At 33.7% G+C, this 22563-nt stretch carries 12 protein-coding genes and 4 pseudogenes; 7 read left to right on the forward strand and 9 right to left on the reverse strand.

The features are described 5' to 3' along the window. Positions 1-27: 27 nt before the first annotated feature. On the reverse strand, positions 28-1227 hold the full coding sequence (locus JJC05_RS11725; protein WP_235877434.1) for an RHS repeat domain-containing protein: 1200 nt from the start codon (positions 1225-1227) through the stop codon (positions 28-30). Continuing rightward, positions 1224-7346: a SpvB/TcaC N-terminal domain-containing protein gene (locus JJC05_RS11730; protein WP_235877435.1), complete on the reverse strand. Its 6123-nt coding sequence runs from the start codon at positions 7344-7346 to the stop codon at positions 1224-1226. The genes JJC05_RS11725 and JJC05_RS11730 overlap by 4 nt, the downstream gene beginning before the upstream one ends. Here JJC05_RS11730 and JJC05_RS11735 point away from each other — a divergent pair. Then, positions 7345-7485, forward strand: a complete 141-nt coding sequence (locus JJC05_RS11735) for a hypothetical protein (protein ID WP_235877436.1) — start codon at positions 7345-7347, stop codon at positions 7483-7485. The two genes, JJC05_RS11730 and JJC05_RS11735, sit on opposite strands and share 2 nt — an antisense overlap. 747 nt (positions 7486-8232) lie before the next feature. Here the strand turns inward: JJC05_RS11735 and JJC05_RS11740 are convergent. The 7 genes and pseudogenes from JJC05_RS11740 to gldJ form a co-directional block, all read right to left on the reverse strand. Next, a complete protein-coding gene (locus tag JJC05_RS11740) occupies positions 8233-8700 on the reverse strand; it encodes a hypothetical protein (protein WP_235877437.1) in 468 nt (155 codons plus the stop codon). A 12-nt stretch (positions 8701-8712) separates the two neighbouring features. Continuing rightward, complete coding sequence (locus JJC05_RS11745; protein WP_235877438.1) at positions 8713-9462, reverse strand: T9SS type A sorting domain-containing protein; 750 nt, start codon at positions 9460-9462, stop codon at positions 8713-8715. Continuing rightward, complete coding sequence (locus JJC05_RS11750; RefSeq protein ID WP_235877439.1) at positions 9440-10624, reverse strand: DUF8202 domain-containing protein; 1185 nt, start codon at positions 10622-10624, stop codon at positions 9440-9442. The genes JJC05_RS11745 and JJC05_RS11750 overlap by 23 nt, the downstream gene beginning before the upstream one ends. A gap of 124 nt (positions 10625-10748) precedes the next feature. Then, positions 10749-11474, reverse strand: coding sequence for a porin family protein (locus tag JJC05_RS11755; protein WP_105196076.1), 726 nt, complete (start codon positions 11472-11474; stop codon positions 10749-10751). 18 nt (positions 11475-11492) lie between these two features. Next, the gene (locus tag JJC05_RS11760) at positions 11493-12188 is read right to left on the reverse strand and encodes an outer membrane beta-barrel protein (protein ID WP_105196077.1); all 696 of its coding nucleotides are present in this window, start codon (positions 12186-12188) and stop codon (positions 11493-11495) included. A 328-nt stretch (positions 12189-12516) separates the two neighbouring features. Further along, positions 12517-13799 (reverse strand): annotated as a pseudogene (locus tag JJC05_RS11765) (UDP-N-acetylmuramoyl-tripeptide--D-alanyl-D-alanine ligase). A gap of 65 nt (positions 13800-13864) precedes the next feature. Further along, a pseudogene (gldJ, locus tag JJC05_RS11770) lies at positions 13865-15602 on the reverse strand (gliding motility lipoprotein GldJ). Positions 15603-15800: 198 nt separating this feature from the next. Between gldJ and porU (JJC05_RS17420) the strand changes: the two are divergent. The 6 genes and pseudogenes from porU (JJC05_RS17420) (at position 15801) to pdhA (ending at position 22560) form a co-directional block, all read left to right on the forward strand. Further along, a complete protein-coding gene (gene porU, locus JJC05_RS17420) occupies positions 15801-16934 on the forward strand; it encodes a type IX secretion system sortase PorU, long form (RefSeq protein WP_258928794.1) in 1134 nt (377 codons plus the stop codon). 89 nt (positions 16935-17023) lie between these two features. Continuing rightward, positions 17024-17272, forward strand: a complete 249-nt coding sequence (locus JJC05_RS17425) for a hypothetical protein (RefSeq protein ID WP_258928796.1) — start codon at positions 17024-17026, stop codon at positions 17270-17272. A 98-nt stretch (positions 17273-17370) separates the two neighbouring features. Beyond that, positions 17371-19621: pseudogene (porU, locus tag JJC05_RS17435) on the forward strand (type IX secretion system sortase PorU). 38 nt (positions 19622-19659) lie between these two features. Further along, positions 19660-20851 (forward strand): annotated as a pseudogene (porV, locus tag JJC05_RS11780) (type IX secretion system outer membrane channel protein PorV). Positions 20852-20925: 74 nt separating this feature from the next. Further along, on the forward strand, positions 20926-21408 hold the full coding sequence (cdd, locus tag JJC05_RS11785) for a cytidine deaminase (RefSeq protein WP_127823881.1): 483 nt from the start codon (positions 20926-20928) through the stop codon (positions 21406-21408). Positions 21409-21561: 153 nt separating this feature from the next. Then, positions 21562-22560, forward strand: coding sequence for a pyruvate dehydrogenase (acetyl-transferring) E1 component subunit alpha (pdhA, locus tag JJC05_RS11790; protein WP_105196082.1), 999 nt, complete (start codon positions 21562-21564; stop codon positions 22558-22560). The last annotated feature ends 3 nt before the right edge of the window (positions 22561-22563 follow it).

Raw genomic sequence — 22563 nt, forward strand, 5'->3', positions numbered from 1 at the left:
CATCGCCTGCGTTTACGGTTTGTGGTTTTATAGGATCGCCAAACTGTATAGGGGGCCCGGTACATTGCTCGGGGCATTAAACACAGGTTGTCTGGGCCAGCCTTCGGGTGTTTCTTGGTTTTGGTTGGTGTTTTGTTTGGGCGGGCTTGGGTAAGGCTGTCCTGTAGCGGCTGGACTGGCGTATAGCCCCTGCTGTGTAGGGGGACCAGGAGGGAGTCCTAGGTTGCGTACATAATCGTCTAACCATTGTTGTTGTTCGGTACTTAATTGGGCATAGTTTAGCCCACCTGCGGTAATTTTGGTGGGTTGTGCAAAGGTACCTTGTCCTATTTTGGAGGTGATACGCCCTGCGCCTTCAAAATAATGTTTGGTAAATTTGCCTTTGCTTATTACAAAATAGGGGCTTACGTAGCCTGTGTAATTATCAAAATGGTTTATGCTGGCAGCTTGTGCACCGTTTATACTAACGTTTTGGGTGTCGCCACTGCTTTTTAGTACGCGTTCGCCTGTGTGGTCGTAGGTGTATAGGTGCATACGCCCGTTGTCGTTTATGCCCATTAGGCGGTTTTCTTCGTCCCGAGTCATTTTTCTAAAATTGTTAAATTCTAGGTATTGGGTAGGGTTGCCGTTGCCGTCGTATTCGTAAATGCGAGGTTCGGGTTTGCCGTCTTCGGTTATGCCGCTTGGGGCATTTGGGTGTTGGGTGTTGTTGTATTCGTAAGCTAGTTTGTAGCCTTTAGGGGTGCCATTTACCTCGTGTTGTAGTTCTTTGCTTACTATATTGTGCATGTTATTGTAGCGCATGGCGAGGGTGTAGGCTGCCTGATTGTTCTCGCCGTTGTAACTACCTGTGGCGGTTTTTAGTCGGTATAAATCGTCGTACTGGTAGGTTTGTTGGCTACTGCCTCCTAAACTATTGGCTATTATAGGGACGGTGTTTTTTATACCTAGTACATTGCCTACAAGGTCGTAGGTGTAGGTGTTGTTTATAATGGCACGGTTGCCACTGTTTACGTTGAGTTGTTGCAAACGACGTAAGGTGGTGTCGTAGGTGTAATGGGTTTGGGTATCGTTGCCGTATTTTAAGTATTTGCGTTGCTCAAACTCATCATAGGCTAGTTGTTTAATATAGTCATAGGCTTGGTTTTCTTTAGTGCCTTGCATTTTTTGTAAATTTCCTGCACGGTTATAGGTGTAGGTAAGTACTTCGCCATCTGGATATATCATTTTTTGTAAACGGTTCCGGTGTCGTACTCGTATTGGGTAATATAGGTTTGGTTATCGGTAGGGGTTATGCGTAGGGTTTTTATTTCTTTTTCTACTTCGCCTAGTTTGCCATAAAAATACTCGGTACCTCCACTAGCATCGGTTACGAGCCAGATACGTCCACGGCGTGCGGCATTTTCGGTAGCACTACCATAGTAATAGCTTATATTGTTTTGTGGGTATCGAGGGTATTTTATATGTTCTAATCGGTTGTAATCATATTCATATATTATATTGCCATCGGGCATGGTTTGTTGTATTTGACTGGTTACTTTTTTGGTCATATTCCCTGCGAGGTCGTAGGTAATAGAAGTGGTACCTGCATCGGGGTGTATGTATTGGGTGCGTCGGCCTAGCCAGTCGTAGGAGCTTAGGGTTGTTTGTCCCATAGTGTTTATAACAGCGGCCGTTTCGCCAAGGGCGTTGTAGCTAAATTGGGTAAGTAGCTCGTTGTTAGTATCGTATTGTATAGTGGCTATGTTTTTGCCAGTAGCATCGGTATAGGTTTTTGTCATTTTACCTTGTGGATCCGTTTGTGTGGTTTGTAAGGTGTTTATGCCTTTAAAATTTTCTAGGGCAAACGTGGTGGTGGTGGTGCTACCATCAGGCAGGGTTGTTTTTATGGCTCTACCTAGGGCATCGTACTCTGTTTTAGTAGGGTTTACGGTGCTTGCTACGGTGCTAAAGTTATTGTTTAGTGTTGTGGTAAAGGTAGGGTAAAAGCTTTCTATGGCTCTACCAAAAGCATCGTACACGACTTTGCCGGATATAATATGCCCCTCTTGGTCTGGGGCATCTATACCGCCAAAAAGTGAGGCTGTTTTTTTAACCTGTAGGGCACGTCCTAGTCCATCTATATAGGTGTAGGTTTCGATGTCTTTGTTTAGTTCGGGATCGTAATTTCGGGTTTTGGCATAGGGTACGGGTGCGGTAGGGTAATATTCGTAGGCAATGGTGTAGGGTTTGCCACTGGCTATTTCATAAGGGGCTTGTATGGAGCTGGTACGTCCTTTGTCATCAAGGGTGTATAGGGTGCTTTGTTCGTTACGATCGGTGGTTTTTATAGGGGTATTAAAACGGTAGTCGTATTCCATTTTATTTACATACCCAAAATGGTCTTGTATTTGGGTAATGTGGCTATACACTTGATCGTCGTAGGTATAAGTAATTTGAGCCCGTTGGTTTTTGTAATTGGCGGCACCTGTAATTTTGGCAATGTTACCATAAGCGTCATATTCAATGTCGGTTATGGCTGCCTTGTCGTTGCTAGCATACATTTTAAATTGAGTAACCTCGGCAGTTGCGGGGTTTATTTGGGTAGCTCGTTTGCGTTTTAGGCCATCAATAGTAAATACTTCTATTTGTTTAGGAATGCCATCGTAATAAGGGGATAGGCTGTTGTGGTAGCTTATTTTTGCGGTTACTTTATCTTGTGGGGTTCCATTTCCTAAATTTATGTATTCTATAATATTACCTTGTGCATCATATTTGTTATAGGTGTTTTTGTCTAAAAAGGTAGTACCTGCTTCGTAGTGTTTTTCTTGTGTGTGTATAGGGGCAATAAACACGGATAATAAATCGGCGGCAGGGTTGCTTAATAAACCTTCAGCAATAGAGGCTTGGGTTTGTGCGTTGGTAATACTATAAGTAGTGCTGGTTTCTTGTAATTTTTTATTGTCTTTATCTAACAACAAAGTGTTTTTTAATAGGTTTTTACGATAAAAATCGGTGTTGTAAAACTCTTGTATTTGGGTGTTATATACGGTATTGTTGGTAGCATTTATTTGTTGTGTAGTAATTTTGGCATAGCCATAAAAGTCACGTTCACGGCGGTCGTAATAAGGGTTGTCATAACTAAAACGGCTAATGAGGTTATCTACACCATCGCCTGCGTGTCCGTCAAAAAGGTTTACTTCTTTGAGTACCCATTTGGCTCCGTTAGCTTCGTAAGAGCTTGGTTTGAATTCGTAATCAACGGTAAAGCTATTGCCCATAGCGTTAGTTACACTTTTTAGTTTGTTGGTACGTTTTATGTTAGAAAGACGTACGGTAAGATTGTCTTCGTTTTCGGATTTTATGTAGTCTAAATTACCATCGCCATTAATATCGTTGAAAGTAGATTCAATTTTGCTTACGGAATTGCCGGTACTTGCTCCTATCTGAAAAGCTAAACGGATAGGGATAGGAGGGAAATTAAGACCGAAAGTATAACTAGCATTCATACCATAACTAGTTGATTTGTTTTTACTCATACTAGCATATTTTGGGTATTGTAATGGGGTAGAGTCAAAGCTGTTTCCTAAGTTTAGGAAAATGAGGATGTTGTTTTGTGTATAAATTATTTTATCGGGTAATCCATCGGTATTGATATCGAGAAAGGATTTAGATTGTTCATTAGAAGAGCCGTTATAAGAAAATCCTCCAGATATAGAGCCTGAGGCAAAACTAAAGCCTAATCCTGCTCCGAAATCGGATGAAGCTCCTTCGTTTATTCCTTTGTCTAGGTTTTTCCAATTGTAATCAGGAAGAAAGCGGTATCCTGTATTGAATAGAACCACTCCGTTATCATTAATTTGGTCTGTTAGGCCATCACCATTGATGTCGGTGTGTATTTTTTGGGAGTAATCATTTCCTGTACCTATACTTCCGCTTATACTAGGGTATTTTCCTGCTTTTTGGGCATCGGAATTGGATTTACTATTATTAGAGCTTTGTTGTACTGTAATTCTAGCACTTGTTTCTGTACTGGATGAATTGGGACTTCCGTGGCTATATTTACCATTGACACTTCCGCCTTTACTTCCTATAATGGATACGCTAAAATCGCCAATATTATTTTGTAGGTTAGACAAACCTCCTCTAGGTGTGGTAAATTGTACATTGCCGCTGCGTACAAAATCGGGAAAACGATCTCCATTAAAATCGGTCATGGTTTCAATTACTGTTGATTTACCTTCTGAAAAGTTGGCACCTGCACCTAAAGGGCCTGCTGATAAGCCAGCAGCATAGGCATTACTTGCGGATTCTGAGATGGTAAATAAGGCTCGACTGCCGCCTCCTTGAACAGTAGGTAACGAAGTGTCTAGGAATTTTTGTAAATCATCTTCGCCTAGACGTGCAGAGCTAATATATTCTTCTTTAATAAAAATGGCGTCTTCTGCTCCTAACCATTTGTTTAATGCGTAATTTCCTCTGGCTTGTATAAAGTATTCTTTGGAGGCTTCAAATTGTCCATGAGTTCCTGGAGTAACAGATGTGTTTCCGCTGATGTCTGGCATATTGTTCGGATCAATATTATACGGTTTTTTATCTGATATTATAAGGTTTTTGTCAATGGTGTTGCCTGCTAGATTTCCGTTAATTAGAAATACGCCCCAATTTCTATGTCTAATTTTTAATTTTTTTTCTAGATCATCAAAATTGTCATAGTAGCTGTTTTCTGAACTGAAATAATTGTGTTCTACTAATGTTTTTTTGTTTTTTATTATGACAGAATCTCTTATTATGAGAGATGCGCTAGAACGATTTTGTTGAAATAGGTTGGATGTATTTTTGTTATTAAGATAGTATTCTATTTTTATAGGTTTATTAGCTACAATACTGTCGTAAGGATACGATAAATCAATTGCTTTTGGTGTATAAGCTAGGTATCCATCTATTAATTTATATCTAATTCTAGCTACTAGTTTTTCTTCTTGTTTAGCGGTTATTAGTATGTCGCTGTTAAAACTTTGATCAGGTTTAACTTTATTAATATAAATTACTCCGCTGTAATTATGAAAGGTTGCTTTTCCTTTTGTAGTAGGTATAATGTGGTTGAGTAGATATTGGTTATCTATTCGTTTGTAAATTGTATGTGTAACTTCTAGGGGTTTTGTTTCTTCATTATCAGAGTGGTCTTTGTATATAATGGTAGGGTTACATATCAAATTTTTCCAATCTATATTTGTTTCAGATTCTATGATTACGCTGAAGCCGTCGCCTTTTAGGGCATTTGTAAGAGGAATTGTATTAAAATTGAATGTAATGTTTTCTGATGCTAAAAATTGTTTAGAAAATATAACTGTTTCTCCTACATTGAATCGGTTAGAAATAACTTTTAAAATGATGTGATCGGAAGTTGTTTTTTTAGAAAAAATTCCATCAAAACGTATTGGAGAATCTTTTGGGGTCATAATAAGCGCTTGTGAACTTACTAAAAAATCTTTTTTAGGATTGTAACTTTTTAAACTAAGACCATTAGGATCCGTATGGCTAGGGTTTATATCTTGATAGTTAATGGTAGGTTCCCAAATAATGTTATCAAAATTACCGTCTTTTATAGAACTTACTCTAAAATAAAGATGTTGCCCTTTGGTAACAAAAAGATTGTCTTGTTTTTGTTTTGCTGCATAATCTGTTGCTCCAATAGTTTCGGACCAAATTAAATTATTATCTTGTTGAAAATATAATTTTACGCCATCCGCTTTATCTGAACCGTTATTGTTTTTATAATTTTGTCTGTCAGTGGAAGTGTCTTCTAGTAATTGATATACATGAGTGATTTGTATAACTCCAGATGTTGGGGCTTGCCATACACGCACGATGTCGTGTAATGGGTTTTTATTTACTATTTCGGCTTCGGAGTTTTGTGTATTGCTTGTTAGTAATAACTCGCCTTCATTCACTATGGGAGAAGGGGTTCCTGTACTGTTAGGTGCAAAAGTAGGAATGCCATTAATCAAACGATTGTAATAAACGGTTCCGCCATCAGCAAAATCAGTAAGTCCGTCACCATTAAAATCCATGAAATAACTAGTGGTAGTGCTTTTTGATATTTGTCGATCATATCCTAAATTACCACCCAATTGCCCAAAGCCTAAAATTAGATCGACACCGTAGTTATAGGAATAACTTCTAGAAAATCCAACATTGCCAATATTAAGGACATGGTATGTGTCTGAAAATTGGTTTATACCTGTTGCACCAAGGTTTTTTCTAAAGTAAACTTTATCTCCTTTGGTGAAAATTTTATCAGGTAGGTTGTCTCCGTCTAAATCTTCTAAGGCAACATAGGTAGAGGTATTGCTCCAGTTGTTTCCTCCTTGTCCACCTAAAGTATTTTCATTTAAGAAGCCTACTCCTGTAACTCCGACTCCGACTCTGTAATTAAAACCTCCTGAAATAGAGCGGGAACTTCCTGTAAGAGTGTGTGTGCCTTTAAATTCTTTAAAAGCAGCAAAAGCAGGTGTAATACCGTCATTAGGCACGCTCCAGTTTTGTTCTTCTCCAAAAGGAATATAGTTGCCATTAGCATCGCGTACATCGTCGTAATAATCGAGGGCGTTTTTATAAAAAAGATTCCCTTTTGTGTCATATACTCCTATATCTTTTAGTAATGTTTTTTTAAAAGCACCTTGTTTATAGGTAAGTTCATAGCTACGAACCATTTGGTCTTTAAATTTGACTTCTATTTTTCGTAATAGTTTATTAGAGGTTTGCTGAAAGCCTAATCGTGCGGCTATTTGTACATCTTCTCTAGTAGGTTCTCCTAAATCGGTATCTTTAATAAAGTGTATGCTGTATGCTCCTTTTTGGTCATTTTTGCCAGTATAATATATCTTTTTGATATATAATTCGCCTTCGGATTTTTCGTATTCGTATGCTACGGTATTGCCTTTTAAGTCAATTTGTAAAGTAATTGCCCAATGGCCTATATTGCCATTGGCATCTTGTAAAATAGCCGTGTTATTTATACCTGATGGAGTACCACCATAGTAGGTTGTTGTACCGCTTTTGTCTGTTACTACCCAATAATAGTTGGTAGGGTTATTTCCTTTACGGATTATTTTTTGAAAAGCACCTTCTTTTCTAGGATAAAATTGTTTATCGGTTTGTCTATCCGTCCAAGTTTCTCTATGAGCGTTAGGTAAGAGGGGCTCACCTGCTAGGGTATAACTTTCGGTTTCTTTGCTACCATCGTATCTTGGTGCTCCCCAGCGGGTTTCTATAGTTACACTCGGTAGACTTATTGCCCATCCTAGCCCAGTCCAGCTATGGTCAGATTCGCTACTGTATTGTAAGGCTAATGAGGGTTGCATGCCCATTCTGCCTTTTGGAATTTCGATAGGGAAATTAGTACTAGTACTGCCGTTCGGATTTGCAGCAGGAGGGGTAATAGGGGTTATGCCTACGGCTGGAGAGGCTGCTTTTAAATCTTTGATGCTTGTAGGGGTATAGCCAGAGGTTTCGGGTGATTCAGGTAGTTTTATAATACCTGCTATAAAATCGGTAAAATGGGTGGTTTTTCCTGTTATTTTAGATTCATGGGCTAATAGTGTGTCTTTAGGTATCTCTTTCCATAGTCTTTTCTTTTCATCAAAAAAGAAAAGATTTATATCTTTTTCTGTGTATCCTTCTGGAATTAATTTTTTGTCGTAAGGTAAGGTGAGTTTGCCGGTTTTTTGAATTGTATTCCGTGGGGTAATAATCTGTAAGCAAATGAATTTTGAGTTACATTAACCATTGAAGGGTTTAACGGTGCAATATCTCTTGAATGGAGGGTTTCAATGGAAAATAATATGTTTTTTTTGATGATATCTTTTTCTAAATAAAAATGAGCGTTTGAATGGTTTATACTCCCGCCATTAATACCTATTGTATGCTCTTTTTTATGTTTTTATTATATAAAGGAATGTAATAATCTACAGGTATAAAGTTATTTATAGATATAGGAATTATAGTGCTTGTGTTGTTTTCTTTTTTATACAGGTTATTTCTTTTTGATTCGTATAGTCTATTTCAGTTTCAAAACGCTGATTAATGGTATTAATTTTTTTGTCATTTATATATAATGCTGTATTTTTTCCGGGTTGAAATCCAGTAATGTAAAGTTTATTTCCAAAACGAAATAATTCAAATTTTTGAAGGGTATTTTCTTTTTGTAGAAGTTTAGTGTAATGTTTTTTATTTTATATTGGTTGTTTTTTATTTCTGGAGCATTAAAAAAAAGTACATTATTTCCTTTTTTATTACACTATTGCTTATTTGTTCTTTTTGATGTAACCATTGATTCCCTTTTACAATAAAGTTTCCTCCTGTACTTGGGGTGTTATTAATGCTCTTAATAATAGATGTTCCATTTTTATAACCATATAAGTCGTATTCTAAGAATACTGTTTCATCATTAGTAGGTAATTGGTTTATTTGGATATGAAATAAATTATCAAAGGCATCATCTATTATTTGGCTTGAATTAAGGCCTATAACTCCTTCTTTTATATCTGCCTTATGTATTGCAACTTTAGATGAGATGGCATTTGAAAAAATTTTTTTATTTGCTATTAAGTTAACTTTTGTAGGTCTATTTATTATCGTTTTCTTTATTGACTTAAAATTTGCAGCGAAAACGATGCCGGCAATTAATAGAAAAAATAAGTATATTTTCTTGCTCATTCTAGTAATAGTTTATTTTATTATTATTTTTATTGATTTTTCTTCTTCTGCTGTACTTATTTTTGCTATATAAACGCCACTTGTAGGAATATGACCGTTATATATATATTGGGTTTTTCCAGACCATTTTTCAGTTGTTATTAGGGCTCCAGCTGAGTTGTATATATAGAGTGTTGCATTTGTAATCGTGCTGAAGTTTCCAAAAATTTTAAAATGGCCATCTTCACTAGGATTGGGTAATGCTATTATTTGATTGTTTTTACTATTATTTTTCTCCTCTACTCGAAAGTTTGTAACCGTTTCACAGTCATTGGCATGTTTTGTAATTAATTGATAATCGCCTGGATTCGTTAACATTATGGAGTTGCCATTGGTAATCAATTCTTTGTTTAAAAACCATTGAAATTGATAGTTTCCTTCTGGTAGATAATCGTTTGCATTTATGACTATTGGAGTATCATTTAGGGTAAATATTTCTTGTAGTTTAGGACTTGTTATATCTTGATCTGAAATAAATATTTTTTGTTCATAAATGGTTCCACTGGCATCAACGACTATATAATTATATTTTCCCGAATGTACAGCTATGTTTGAGGCGTTACCATCATGAACCCACTTTTTAACAACATTTTTAGTGTCGTAGTTTATTAATGTTATAGTATAAGGAGCTTTGCCTCCAATAATTGTATATTTTAAAAAACCATCAGATATTCCGCATTTAGGCTGAGTAATTTTTACTCTAGCAAACATATCTGGTGCCATTTGAAAAGTATAAACGATTTTTTTTTTTTTTACCATCCCAATTGTAATTGCTTAGGGTTGTAGTTCCATTTGAGGTTTCTTCTAATTTTTTATATATTATTTCGTCAGAATCCCATTTTGCTTTACCTGTAGGATCTATCACTAGCCGGGGTTTTGTATCGGGTTCTTTTAAGTTTGTTATTTTTTTTAAATTAAATTGCCATTTTATTTTATGACTATCGATAGTCGAATCGATGCACATAAGCCATTTTCTTTCTAGTAATTTAGGTAATCCTTCTTCTTGTTTAAATTTTAATGGTTTAGCATTGTCACTCCAAAATAAAAAGCTATTATCAGGAACACTTTCCTGAATAGAACTTAAATCAATAGTTGTTAAATCATCTTCAATATTACGACTTTTACTTTGGTAGAGTTGTGATGTTTCATCTTTACCTATAGCGGTTACATGATTTAAATAGTGTTTGTTTTCAAGAGCATTCCAAATGATTTTTCCTTTGCTATTTGTGTAATTCTGGAGTTCATTTTGAGATAAAGAAATACCATATTTTATAGCTAAATAACTTGCTATTTTATTAATTTCTTTACTATTAAGAAATCTATCATACATGATAATTTCACTAATGTATCCTTTTAAAGAATGAGCGGGTATTGCTAGGTTGTGTTTTATTTTACCTATCGAGATTTGGTATTTATTATTATTACCTAAATTCGATTTCGTATGTTGATAAAAATGGATAGCAGAGGAATATTCGGACTTGTTTTTTAATGAATTGTATTTAAAATTAGAAAGGTTCGCTAATCTTTCGGTGGTTGTTAGAGTAATGTTTTTTGATTGATCCGCTATATTCCATAATACTTGTTCTGTTAAACTGTCCTTTACTTTATAAACGAGAAAAATAGTTTGATAATCTATTTTTGCTATATCAAATGTTAGAGTATCTTGGCTTGCATCAAAAAATATACTGGGATGATTATTTGTCAAAACACCTTCCTTCTTTTTTAATAATATAGAATTAGAATGTAATTGATTTCTTAAAATAAACTGATTTTCATTCTTATCTGCTGTTATCCAAATGTAGGGATTTTTGACTTGTGCTGGACATTTTTGAGCAAAGCTTTTTATCGATAGTATAAGGATAAAAAAGGGGATATATAGTTTCATGCGTGTCGTTTATTTGTTATTTATAATACAGAATAAATACCTTTACCTCAATGCTGTATTGTATTGCCTATTTTTTATACTATTAGTAATGATTTTAATAATATCACAAAAAAACAAAATACAGCTAGAAATTATTTGAATCATCAAAATCAAATTTGTATCCTATGTGCAATGAAAAGGCGTTGGTTTTATTATTATTATCTATAAATCGGTGTCCATTTTCTTTAGTTTCTAGAGCATCCGTTAAACCTAAATGATATCGAAAACCAAGAACTAATTTGTTTTCAAATTCATAACCAATTCCAAAAATACCTTGAAAATAGTCGGCTCCTTCAAGAGATTCTTTTAATGTTTTTTGTACAATGGGATCAGGAGTAAATGAGACTCCGTACTTTTGTTCCATTTCAGCTCCATTAGAAGTATAACGAATATTATTCCTGTTAAGATTTAGAGCAACATTAGGGCCTATGCCTAAGTACAAACCTTCATGTATATAATATTTGAATAAAAAGCCTAAATTTAAATTCTGATAGTCAAACTTTATTTGATAATTAAGTCCTTTACTGTCGTTGTAATTAAAATCAGTAGCTTGGCGACTGTAAAATATTTCAGGTTGAAAACTTATGTTGGCTCGAGGGTATTTCCAATTTAAGAAAACACCAACTAGAGCCCCGAATTTGTCTTTTTCGGTTGTGGAAAAATTAGTGTAAATGTTAGGAGGAATTATTGTGTTTTGTATATTATTCATTTTGGAGTATACAGCACCTGCGTAAAGACCGTAACTAATTTCTTTCCCAATTTGACTATGAGTAACTATTGTAAAAAATAAAAGAAATATAATTTTTTTCATGTTGTTGATTTTTTAATGTTACCAATTATGTAAACTATACCCTATAGAAAGGCCTATGATAGAGCTTCTGTTGTAATTTTCTATAAATTGAAATGACGCCGTTTTGTTTTTTATAATATCACCTAGCCCTAAATAATATCGGCCTTCAATATGTAAATCATAGGGTAATTCATATCCTAATGAAAAAGATAAGCTAAAGTCATCACTACCTACTAATGCGTCTCTATAAAATTGTCGTTTCGTAGTATCATATCTTCCATCGTACTCATTAGAAGTGTAATTTATATTGCTAGGGTTTATGTTTTTAGAATAAAATACGCCTGTTCCTACATTAAAGCCTTTATAAGGGTATATTTTATAAATGGCTCCAATGGTAATAAAAGAATAATCAAAACTTAAAGTGTAACTTTTATCTAAAGTATTATTGAATATTAATTTATCTCCTGAATTTCTGTAAAGAATTTCACCTTGTAAGGCTACTCTTGTATTGGGTAATTTAGCATTTACAAAGAAACCGCCTTCCACTCCGTAACTTCCTTTAGAATCTAGACTAAAATGAGTTAAAGAATTGTCTCTGCCTACAATCATTTCGGGAAGATTACTAAATGACGAATGTACTGCGCCTATTTTTAAACCGTATGTAAAAGACTCTGTGTGTTGTGAGTAAAATTTATTAAAAGAAAGAAAGATTGTAAGAAATATAATTTTTTTCATTGTTTTTTTCAAAAATAAGAAAATTCTATAAAAATATAGTTTTATCTGTTTTTTTATTAAATGATTGTTTTGATGTTTTTTTAAAAGATAAGGTGTTGAAAGTGTTTTTATGTGATTATTGTGTATTTTGTTCTAAAAAAGTTTACTTGTTCAGGTTGACGGTTGAAACAAAAGGATTTGTTAAAAGTTTGTAAATTTATTAAAAATTAAGTATAAACTGTATAAATTTAAAGAGATTTATACAGTTTGTTAAGTTGCTAAAAGGTCTTGTTTTAGGAAAAGGAGTAATTATTTTTGTATAAGCAATGGCTGATATGTTAATTTGGAATTAAATAATTTCCAAAATTCGTTCAAGAGCCATTCCTCTAGAGCCTTTTATTAAGATGGTGGTGTTATTTATTTCGTTAGGTTTATTTTTAATAAAATCTTCAAATGAGGCGTAATAAAAAATATGTTCTTTTTCAATTTTTGAAGAGTAAAAATCTTTGCCTATGAAATAAAACTGAATATTTGTTGTATTAATGATACTTTCTATTATTTTTTTGTGTTCTTCTAGACTTTCGTTGCCAAGTTCAAACATATCACCTAAAAAGGCAATTTTGGAACCGTCTAGCTGTTGGAAATGGCTCAGAGCGGCAGCCATACTGCTTGGATTAGCATTGTAAGCATCTAAAATTATTTTGTTGTTTCCTTTTTCTATTAGTTGGGAACGGTTGTTATTTGGAATGTAATTTTCGATAGCGTCTTTAATTTCGTTGTCCGTAATGTTGAAATATTTCCCGATGGTAATAGCCGCATTAATATTATTAGAATTATATATTCCGATTAGGTTGGATTGTATTTGAATTCCGTTATATTCTATTTTTACGAATGGATTTGCTTCGATTTTTTGAATTGTAATATTTGCTTTTTTATTGTTATTTGTTGAAAATGTATAGCGATTGATTTTTTGTGTTTTTTCTTCTTGAATAGGATCATCTAGGTTGATAAAAACAGTTTTGTGATGATTTTCTATGTAAGTATACATTTCGCTTTTGCCTTTTATCACGCCTTCTATGCCTCCAAAGCCTTCTAAATGGGCTTTTCCAAAATTAGTTATATAGCCAAAGTCAGGAGAGGTGATATTGCATAATAATTCGATTTCTTTTTGGTGATTGGCTCCCATTTCTACTATTGCTATATCGGTGTCTTCTTTTATCGAAAGCAGGGTTAAAGGGACTCCTATGTGATTATTAAGGTTTCCTTGTGTAGCAACGGTGTTGTATTTTTTTGACAAAACACAGTTTATAAGTTCTTTAGTTGTGGTTTTTCCGTTGCTTCCTGTAAGTGAAATAACAGGTAAACCTAGTTGAGTTCGATGATAATGGGCTAGTTCTTGTAAGCTTTTAAGAGAGTCGTTTACGAGAAACATTTTATTTTCATCTGTGTAGTATTTTTTTCGTCTACAACAGCAAAAAGGGCTCCTTTGTTTAGTGCTTCTTGTGCAAATTCGTTAGCGTTGAAAAGGTCTCCTTTTAAAGCAAAAAACAGACTGTTTGGTGTTATTTTTCTTGTGTCCGTAGTAATGGAATCACATTGTAAAAAGCATTGATATAATTCTTCTATTTTCATAAGGCTAAAGTACCTAAAAAAATAAAATCCCGCAAAAGCGGGATTTTATTTTGAACGAAAGTATGTTATTTTCTATTTCTTGGTGTTTTTTTGAAATCTGATTTAGGGCCTACACGAGACATTGCGCATCTAAAGCCAATGAAATCTGTAGCTAAATCTTGATTTAAATATCTTCTTGAGGCTGGATCTAACCAATAAGCTCTATCTTTCCAAGAACCTCCTTTGTAAACTCTTACATTGTCTCCTACTAATGTAGTTCTTTTGTCGGATTTATCAAATTTGCGACCAATTTTACCTGTACTGTCAGGCGATACTTTGTGGATAGGAGAGTTGTACATTCTTTTTTTATCCTTTAGGTCTTCTCCTGAATCATCATTTAAGTTGAAAAAACGAGATGATTGTTTGTCACCATCTTTAAAACCTATATTGTTACTTCTTGAGAAGTTTTGTCTTAAGTATGTTTCGTTTTCATCTACTGGAACTTGAGCAATTTCTCCTGGTCTACTTCTAGCGATTACTTTACCATTACTTAATGTGTCATATTTTATCGTTTCAGAAGTTATGAAAACAATTTTTCCATCTTTGTCTATTTGGTTTTTTGTATAAACGTTTCCACGGAAATAGTTGAAATCATTTGCTTCGTCATCTACTATAGGACGGTAAACGTCTTGTACCCACTCAGCTACGTTACCTGCCATGTCATAAAGACCGAAATCATTAGGTTTGTAGGATTTTACAGGGGCTGTAATATCTGCATTGTCATCTGACCAGCCTGCAATTCCTCCATAATCTCCTTTTCCTTGTTTGAAATTAGCTAATTGATCTCCACGTGTCACGCGGTTACCAGAACGGGTGTACTGACCTTTCCAAGGGTATTTTTTTTGTCCTCTATAAGTGTTGTATTCACGAGTACCTACATCTGAGGCTGCTGCATATTCCCATTCAGATTCTGTAGGAAGTCTGTATTCGGGTAATAATAAACCAGAAGTTTTTTGAGCATATACATTTTTAGGACCATCTGTACTAGCAGTTGCGTCGCTAGTAGCAGCTGCATCTTTTTTCGCTTTTTTAGCTGATTTGGAACTCGATCTACCACGTTGCTTTTGAAGGATAATTTCTTCATTTCCTCCAAAGGAAGTAGAAGGTGATACTAGATAAGCCTCTGTGTCAAAGCTGTTGTTAGCATCAGTGTCTACCAGTTTAGCCCCTTTTTTCATGTATCCTTCTCTCTCCAAAAGAGCTTCGTTTACACGGTTGGTTCTCCATTTTGCGAAATCAGTAGCTTGTAACCAGTTAACACCAACCACAGGGTACTGAGAATAAGCAGGATGACGCAAATAGTTATTGGTCATTGTTTCGTTATAGCCTAAACGATTTCTCCATACTAAAGTGTCAGGTAATGCACCATTATATATGTGCTTATAATTTTCTTCTGTTGGAGGGAAGACTCTTTTAATCCAGTCTAGGTACTCCATGTACATTATGTTCGTTACTTCGGTTTCATCCATATAAAAAGACTGGACGTGTTGCTGGGAAGGCGTATTATTCCAATCATGCATAACATCATCTTGAATTTTTCCCATCGTAAACGTTCCTCCTTCAACTAAAACCAGACCGAGGACCTGTTTCTTGTTTTGTGAAATTCGAGTTGTACTGGAAACCTCCATTAGGATCATTAATTTTCCAGCCTGTTGCAGCTGAAGTGTCTTTAGTACTAGACTTTTTACTACAACTGGTAGTAAAACTTAAAAGCACCATAGCAGATAAAAGTGCTCTTACTGTCATCGTTTTGTTTACTTTCATACTTTCAGTAGGTAATTATTTAAAGTGATGCAATATAATAATTAACGGGTAATTAGCAATAAGAGTTGTTAAAATATTTTTTTGGTACAAAATTATTTGATAAATAATATATGTTTAACGAATTAAAATGTAGTTTATTGTTCATTAAAGTTTATTTTTACCGATAATATGGTAAAGTAATTTTCGTTTTACAGTTGTATGAAGTGGTATTTTGTTTTTTTTAGTTTTTTATTTTGTTTTTTTTTAAATGCTCAGTCATCAGGAAATATTGAATTGAGTTGGACTGCAAAGCCTTTAAGGTATGATGAAACAAGAATAGTTGCAATTCCTAATTTTCAACGAGAGGGACTGGTTTTTAATTTTGAAGAGAATAGTTTGTTGTTTTCTAAAAAAATTGCTGAAAATACTTTTTCAGAAGAAGAATCCTTAATTTGTTATGATTTAATAACAGAAGAAGTAGAAGAATCGATGTTAGGTGTTTTGGATCGAAATAAAATTAATGAAAATGTAAATTTTAAAATAAGAAATGTTGTTTTTAGAGACGAATCTTCGGTCGTCTTAAGTTTTAATCCTATTTATAAAGAAGGGAATGTTTATAAAAAAGTTATATCTTTTGCCTATACCTTTAAGGAAGGTATAACTAGAAAATTGCTTTCTAGATCGAGTCTTGTGAATTTACAAAATTCCGTTTTACAAAGCGGCCTTTGGAAAAAATTTTATATTGAAAAATCAGGAGTATATAAAATAACAAAGTCTTTTTTATCTCGATTAGGTGTTGATGTTAAGGGAGATCCTCGTAATCTGAAAATTTATGGTAATGGAGGTGCCATGATTCCTTTGTTAAATTCTGAAAACTCTAATTTGGATTTACAAGAAAATGCAATTCAAATAATAGGTGAAGAAGATGGTGTTTTTGATGATTCTGATTACATTTTGTTTTATGCTATAGGGATGGATAAATGGAGTGAGGAAAATATGACGCATAATAATTTATATGCAGACAAGGCTTACTATTATATTACGACTGGAGGGGATAGAGGGAAAAGAATTGAAACAAAGATTCAGCCTACTGGTTCTCCTCATTTAATTTTTGATAAATATGATTTTTATACTTATCATGAAGTTGATAAATATAATGTGGGGGAGTTTGGAAGACGTTGGTTTGGCGAAGAACTACATTTAAAACCGAGTTATACTTTTGATTTTAGAGTTCCGAATATTGTTTTGGGAGATAATGTTATTGTTGAATTTAGTTCAGTAGCAATAAGTTCTAAGCCTTCTACTATAAATGTAACGGTAAATGGAATTAATCAAAGGGCTGTTAATTTTTAGGGATTTCAGATTTAAATACAGTAAAAGGACAAGAGGGAACGTTTGAATCTAATTACAAAGAAAATGCTTCTAATACTATATCCGTTACTTTGTCTTATAACAATAATGGTGTGCCTTCTGCAAAATCTTATTTAGATTTTTTAACTGTTAGAGCTAAATCTAATCTAATAGGTTATGGTAAACAATTTGGCTTTAGGGTTAATAGAATTGAAAACAATCCATTAATAGGTCAATACAATCTTAAAAATATAGGAACAGTTACTGAAATTTGGGATGTGACCACGGTTAATTCTGTTTCCAAAATTAATAAAGGTCCTGAAAATGATTTTTCTTTTTGAGTCCTATAGATAGTAAAGTACACGAATATTGGTTAGTAGATCCTAATGATTATTATGATCCTAAAGTAGATGAAAGCGTTAATGTCTTTAATCAAGATTTGAAAGGAACTCTTTTTTTAGATGAAAATAATCAAGTTAAACCTCTTGATTATCTGATTGTAACTCCTAAGATTTTAAAGTCTCAGGCTGATCGTTTAGCTGATTTTCATAGGAATTATTCAAAATTAAATGTAAAGGTTGTAACCTTGGATGCTATTTATAATGAATTTTCAACAGGAAAACAAGATATAGGAGCTATTCGTAATTTGGTGAGGTACTTATATGAAACGGCACCAAACGGAAAAAAAATAAGTTATTTATGTCTTTTTGGAGATGCTTCCTTTGATTATAAGGATAGAATAAAAAATAATACAAACTTGGTGCCTAATTTACAATCGTTAGGAAGTTTTACTTTAGCAGATTCCTTTGTGTCAGATGAGTTTTTTGGTATGTTGGATCCCGCTGAAGGACGTATGACAGGAGTAGAGGGATGTGATATTGCTGTAGGGAGAATTCTAGCAAAAGATATATTACAAGCTCAGCAAATGGTTGATAAAATAATTCAATATCATGATAAAAAATCACTAGGTAAATGGCGAAATAATTTAGTTTTTTTATCAGATGATGTAGATAAGGATTCTGATGCGACTTTGCAGGTTAATTTAAATAATATGGCGGATACAATATTGTATAATCGTCCTTCTTTTAATGCAAAAAAAATTTTCTACAGACGCTTATGAGCAAATTATTACTTCTGGAGGACAAAAATATCCTAAGGCAAAAGAGGCGTTTTTAAATTCTTTTTCACAAGGAGCATTAGCTATGGTGTATATAGGGCATGGTGGTGAAAGTGGTTTGGCAAGTGAGCGTTTATTTGAATTGGCAGATATAAAAAATTTAACAAATCCTTATAAATTCCCTTTATTTATGACGGTAACTTGTGAGTTTACTCGATATGATAACCCTTTAAGAGATACAGGAGGAGAGCTTGCTTTTCAGAATCCATACGGAGGACCAGTAGCTTTAATTTCTACATCGAGATTGATTTATCAATTTATAGGAGAACAATATAATTTACTAATTGCACCGTATTTATTTGGGTATTCAGATAAAGGAAAAGTATCGATTGCAGAGGCTGTACGTTTGGCAAAACAAGAATCATTAAATATAGGTAATCATGTTATTTCATTTATTGGAGATCCAGCAATGAAGTTAGCTATACCTGAACCTAAGGTGGTTATGACACATATAAATGATCAACCAATTGCTGATTACACAGGAAGTTTATCTGCCCTCTCAAAAATAAAAATTTCAGGAGAAATACAAGATGATAAAGGACAGTTAAAAAATGATTTTAACGGTGAATTGTTTGTAAGTATTTTTGATAAATTTATAGATAAAACAACTTTAGCAAATGATGGAGTTTTACCTAAAATGTCTTTTAAAGCCTTAGGAGAAACTATTTTTAGAGGAAATGCTAATGTTAAAGAAGGTAAATTTCAATTTACTTTTGTGGTTCCTAAAGATATTGCAATTCCAATTGGAAATGGAAAAATGAGTTTTTATGTTGCAGAAGATACAAAGAACCAAGATAAAGGAGGTTATGATTTGAACTTGAAAATTGGAGGCGTAAACCAAAACGCACCAGAAGATAAAACCCCTCCTAAAATGCAGTTATACATTAATGATAAAACGTTTGTTGCAGGAAGTGTTGTAAATCAAAAACCAATATTAATTGTAGAATTACAAGATGAAAATGGAATTAATACAGCAGGAGGTATAGGTCACGATATAGTAGCTTATTTAGACGGGGATGAAACTAAACCAATCATATTAAATGATTTTTATAATTCAGCAAAAGATGATTATACAAAAGGAATAGTAAATTATCAGTTTTCAAAGTTATCTTCAGGTATACATACCCTGACAGTTAAGGCTTGGGATGTTTATAATAATATGGTAAGTTCTGATTTGAAATTTGTCGTGATAGATGACTCTGAACTAGTTCTGACCAATGTTTTGAATTATCCTAATCCATTTGTTAATTACACAGAGTTCTGGTTTACTCATAACCGCCCTTTTGAGCCTTTAGAAATTCAGATTCAGGTAATGACTATAACAGGTAGGATTGTTTGGACTAAAAATCAAACAGTTTCTACAACGGGATTTTTATCAAGAGATTTGGTTTGGGATGGGAGAGATGATTTTGGCGATAAAATAGGGAAAGGAGTTTATCTGTACAGATTGAGTGTTAAGTCAATTTTGTCAAATAAAAAAGCGGAAAAAATAGAAAAATTAGTGATTCTTTGAGAAAAGAAATTATATTTGTAAACATTTTATTTAATCCAATGAAGAAATTTAGTTTAATAATAATCGGGATTTTTACAGGAGTAAGTGCCTTTGCTCAGTTTCAGAACGATAATAGAGTTATAACAACAGCAGTGCCATTTTTACAAATAGCTGCGGATGCAAGAGCCGCATCTATGGGAGATATGGGGGTAGCAACTTCGCCTGATGCTTTTTCACAGCAATATAATCCTGCTAAGTATGCTTTTTCGTTAAAAAAGCAAGGAGTCTCTGTAAGTTATACACCTTATTTAACCGAATTAGTAAATGATATGTCCTTAGGACAGCTTACTTATTTTAATAGATTTAATGAAAGAAGTGCTTTTGGAGTTGGATTTCGATATTTTGGTTTAGGTCAAATTGAACTAAGAAATGAAACAGGAGTTCAAACAGGGAGTGTTAACCCAAATGAATTAGCATTAGACGGATCTTACTCTTTACAATTGAGTGATCGTTTTTCAATGGGTGTTGCTGGTCGATATATTCGTTCTAATTTAAGAATTCCTACAAGTACAAATGATGCTAAATCGGCTCAAACTTTTGCAGTAGATGTAGCAGGTTATTATGAATCATCTGAAATAGCATACAGTAATTTTAATGGTAGATGGAGAGGCGGTTTTAATCTTCAAAATATGGGACCTAAAATTTCGTATGATTCTGATGTAGAACGTAGTTCTAACTTTTTGCCAGCTAATTTACGTTTAGGAGGAGGATTTGATTTTATTTTTGATGATTATAATAAGTTAACTACTACTTTAGAATTTAATAAGTTATTAGTACCTACGCCTAAAACAGCTATTGATAGCAATGGTAACGGAATTTTAGATCCTTCAGAACAAAAAGATTATAGAGATGCTATTACACAATATAATAATACAGGTTGGGTTGCTGGTATGTTTAAATCTTTTGGTGATGCTCCGAGGAGGTTTTAGTGAGGAATTAAAAGAAACTACTTGGGCAGCAGGATTAGAATATTGGTATCAAGATTCGTTTGCATTCAGAGGAGGTTATTTTAACGAAAGTGCTGTAAAAGGAGCAAGGAAGTTTGCAACCATAGGAGCTGGATTTAAATATTCTTCTTTAAAGGTAGATGTTTCATATCTATTTTCAATGTCTAAAGTTAAAAATCCACTAGAAAATACGTTACGTTTTTCATTAACCATTAATTTTGGTGATAATTACGATCAATATTAAAAAAATAAATTATTAATTATGAATCCAAATTTCAGTAAAATGAGATTTGGATTTTTTTCCCCTTAACATTTATGATGAGAGAAATTAAAATTGATACAAAACTGAGTATTTATGATTCAGTAGCTGAGTTATCGGAGGAAGTGAAAACATTAATGCAAAAAGCCATTGAAGCTCGAATACAGGCGTATGCTCCTTATTCTAAATTTAATGTTGGAGCAGCTCTTTTGTTAGATAATGGGCAGATTGTAACAGGTTCTAATCAAGAAAATGCAGCGTACCCTTCAGGATTGTGTGCAGAGAGAGTCGCTATTTTTTACGCAGGAGCTCAATATCCAAAAGCCAAAATATTAAAGATAGCAATTACTGCGGGGTCTACTATGTCAGTTACAGATAAACCGATCCCTCCTTGCGGAGCTTGTAGGCAATCTATTTTTGAATATGAATACAAACAAGATGAATTTATAGAAATTTATTTTATGGGTGAAACTGGAGAGGTGTATAAATCAGATTCTATAGAAAATCTCTTACCTCTTACATTTGATAAAAAATTCTTATGATTTAAAAATTATTCATTAAATTTTACTACTTACTAGGAAAGTTATACTTTTGCAGTGCATTAATTTGAGTTTAACTCATTTTTGTATATTAATTAGAAAAAAAATAGACTTTATTTATATAGGTATAATAAATAAAGTAAATAGAAGCTAGATATGAAACCAATCACAAAAGAAGTCTACCTTAAGTGGTACGAAGACATGCAGTTCTGGAGAAAGTTTGAAGATAAACTTGCAGCCTTGTATATTCAACAAAAAGTTAGAGGATTTTTGCATTTATATAACGGACAAGAAGCAGTATTAGCTGGTGCTTTGCATGCTATGGACTTGTCTAAAGATAAAATGATTACAGCATATCGTAATCACGTACAGCCGATAGGTATGGGAACCGATCCTCGTAGAGTGATGGCTGAGTTATTAGGAAAAGTAACAGGAACATCTAAAGGAATGGGGGGGTCAATGCATATCTTTGATAAAGAACATGGTTTTTATGGAGGACATGGTATTGTAGGAGCTCAAATTCCAGTAGGTGCTGGTATTGCTTTTGCGGATAAATATTTTGGTCGTGATGGGGTTACATTGACTTATTTTGGCGATGGTGCAGCACGTCAGGGATCTTTACACGAAGCCTTCAATATGGCAATGAATTGGAAATTGCCAGTAGTATTTATTGTCGAAAACAATGGATATGCTATGGGAACCTCTGTAGAAAGAACCGCTAATCATACCGATATATGGAAATTAGGTTTAGGATATGAAATGCCTTGTGGACCTGTGGATGGTATGAATCCTGTAAAAGTAGCAGAAGCTATGCACGAAGCTATCGATAGAGCACGTCGTGGAGATGGACCTACTTTCTTAGAAATGAAAACATACCGTTATAGAGGACACTCTATGTCAGATGCTCAATTATACAGAACAAAAGAAGAAGTAGAAGAATACAAAAAAATAGATCCAATTATTCAAGTTTTAGATATAATTAAAGCAGAAGGATACGCTACAGATGCAGAAATAGAAATGATAGATCAACGTGTAGTAGACTTGGTAGCGGAGTGTGAAAAATTTGCAGAAGATTCACCATTTCCTACAGTTGAACAATTATATGATGTAGTGTACGAACAAGAAAATTATCCATTTTTACCTCATAAATTATAAAAG

The sequence above is a fragment of the Flavobacterium davisii genome (assembly GCF_019565505.1).
GTDB classification, from domain to species: Bacteria; Bacteroidota; Bacteroidia; order Flavobacteriales; family Flavobacteriaceae; genus Flavobacterium; species Flavobacterium davisii.

Coding starts and splice junctions, on each gene's coding strand:
- JJC05_RS11755 (WP_105196076.1), bottom strand. CDS start 11,474: ATGAAAAAAATTATATTTCTTTTATTTTTTACAATAGTTACTCATAGT.
- JJC05_RS11760 (WP_105196077.1), bottom strand. CDS start 12,188: ATGAAAAAAATTATATTTCTTACAATCTTTCTTTCTTTTAATAAATTT.
- JJC05_RS11750 (WP_235877439.1), bottom strand. CDS start 10,624: ATGAAACTATATATCCCCTTTTTTATCCTTATACTATCGATAAAAAGC.
- JJC05_RS11735 (WP_235877436.1), top strand. CDS start 7,345: ATGCCCATTCTGCCTTTTGGAATTTCGATAGGGAAATTAGTACTAGTA.
- porU (WP_258928794.1), top strand. CDS start 15,801: ATGAAGTGGTATTTTGTTTTTTTTAGTTTTTTATTTTGTTTTTTTTTA.
- JJC05_RS11730 (WP_235877435.1), bottom strand. CDS start 7,346: ATGCAACCCTCATTAGCCTTACAATACAGTAGCGAATCTGACCATAGC.
- JJC05_RS11740 (WP_235877437.1), bottom strand. CDS start 8,700: ATGAGCAAGAAAATATACTTATTTTTTCTATTAATTGCCGGCATCGTT.
- cdd (WP_127823881.1), top strand. CDS start 20,926: ATGAGAGAAATTAAAATTGATACAAAACTGAGTATTTATGATTCAGTA.
- pdhA (WP_105196082.1), top strand. CDS start 21,562: ATGAAACCAATCACAAAAGAAGTCTACCTTAAGTGGTACGAAGACATG.
- JJC05_RS11745 (WP_235877438.1), bottom strand. CDS start 9,462: ATGGCACCAGATATGTTTGCTAGAGTAAAAATTACTCAGCCTAAATGC.
- JJC05_RS11725 (WP_235877434.1), bottom strand. CDS start 1,227: ATGATATATCCAGATGGCGAAGTACTTACCTACACCTATAACCGTGCA.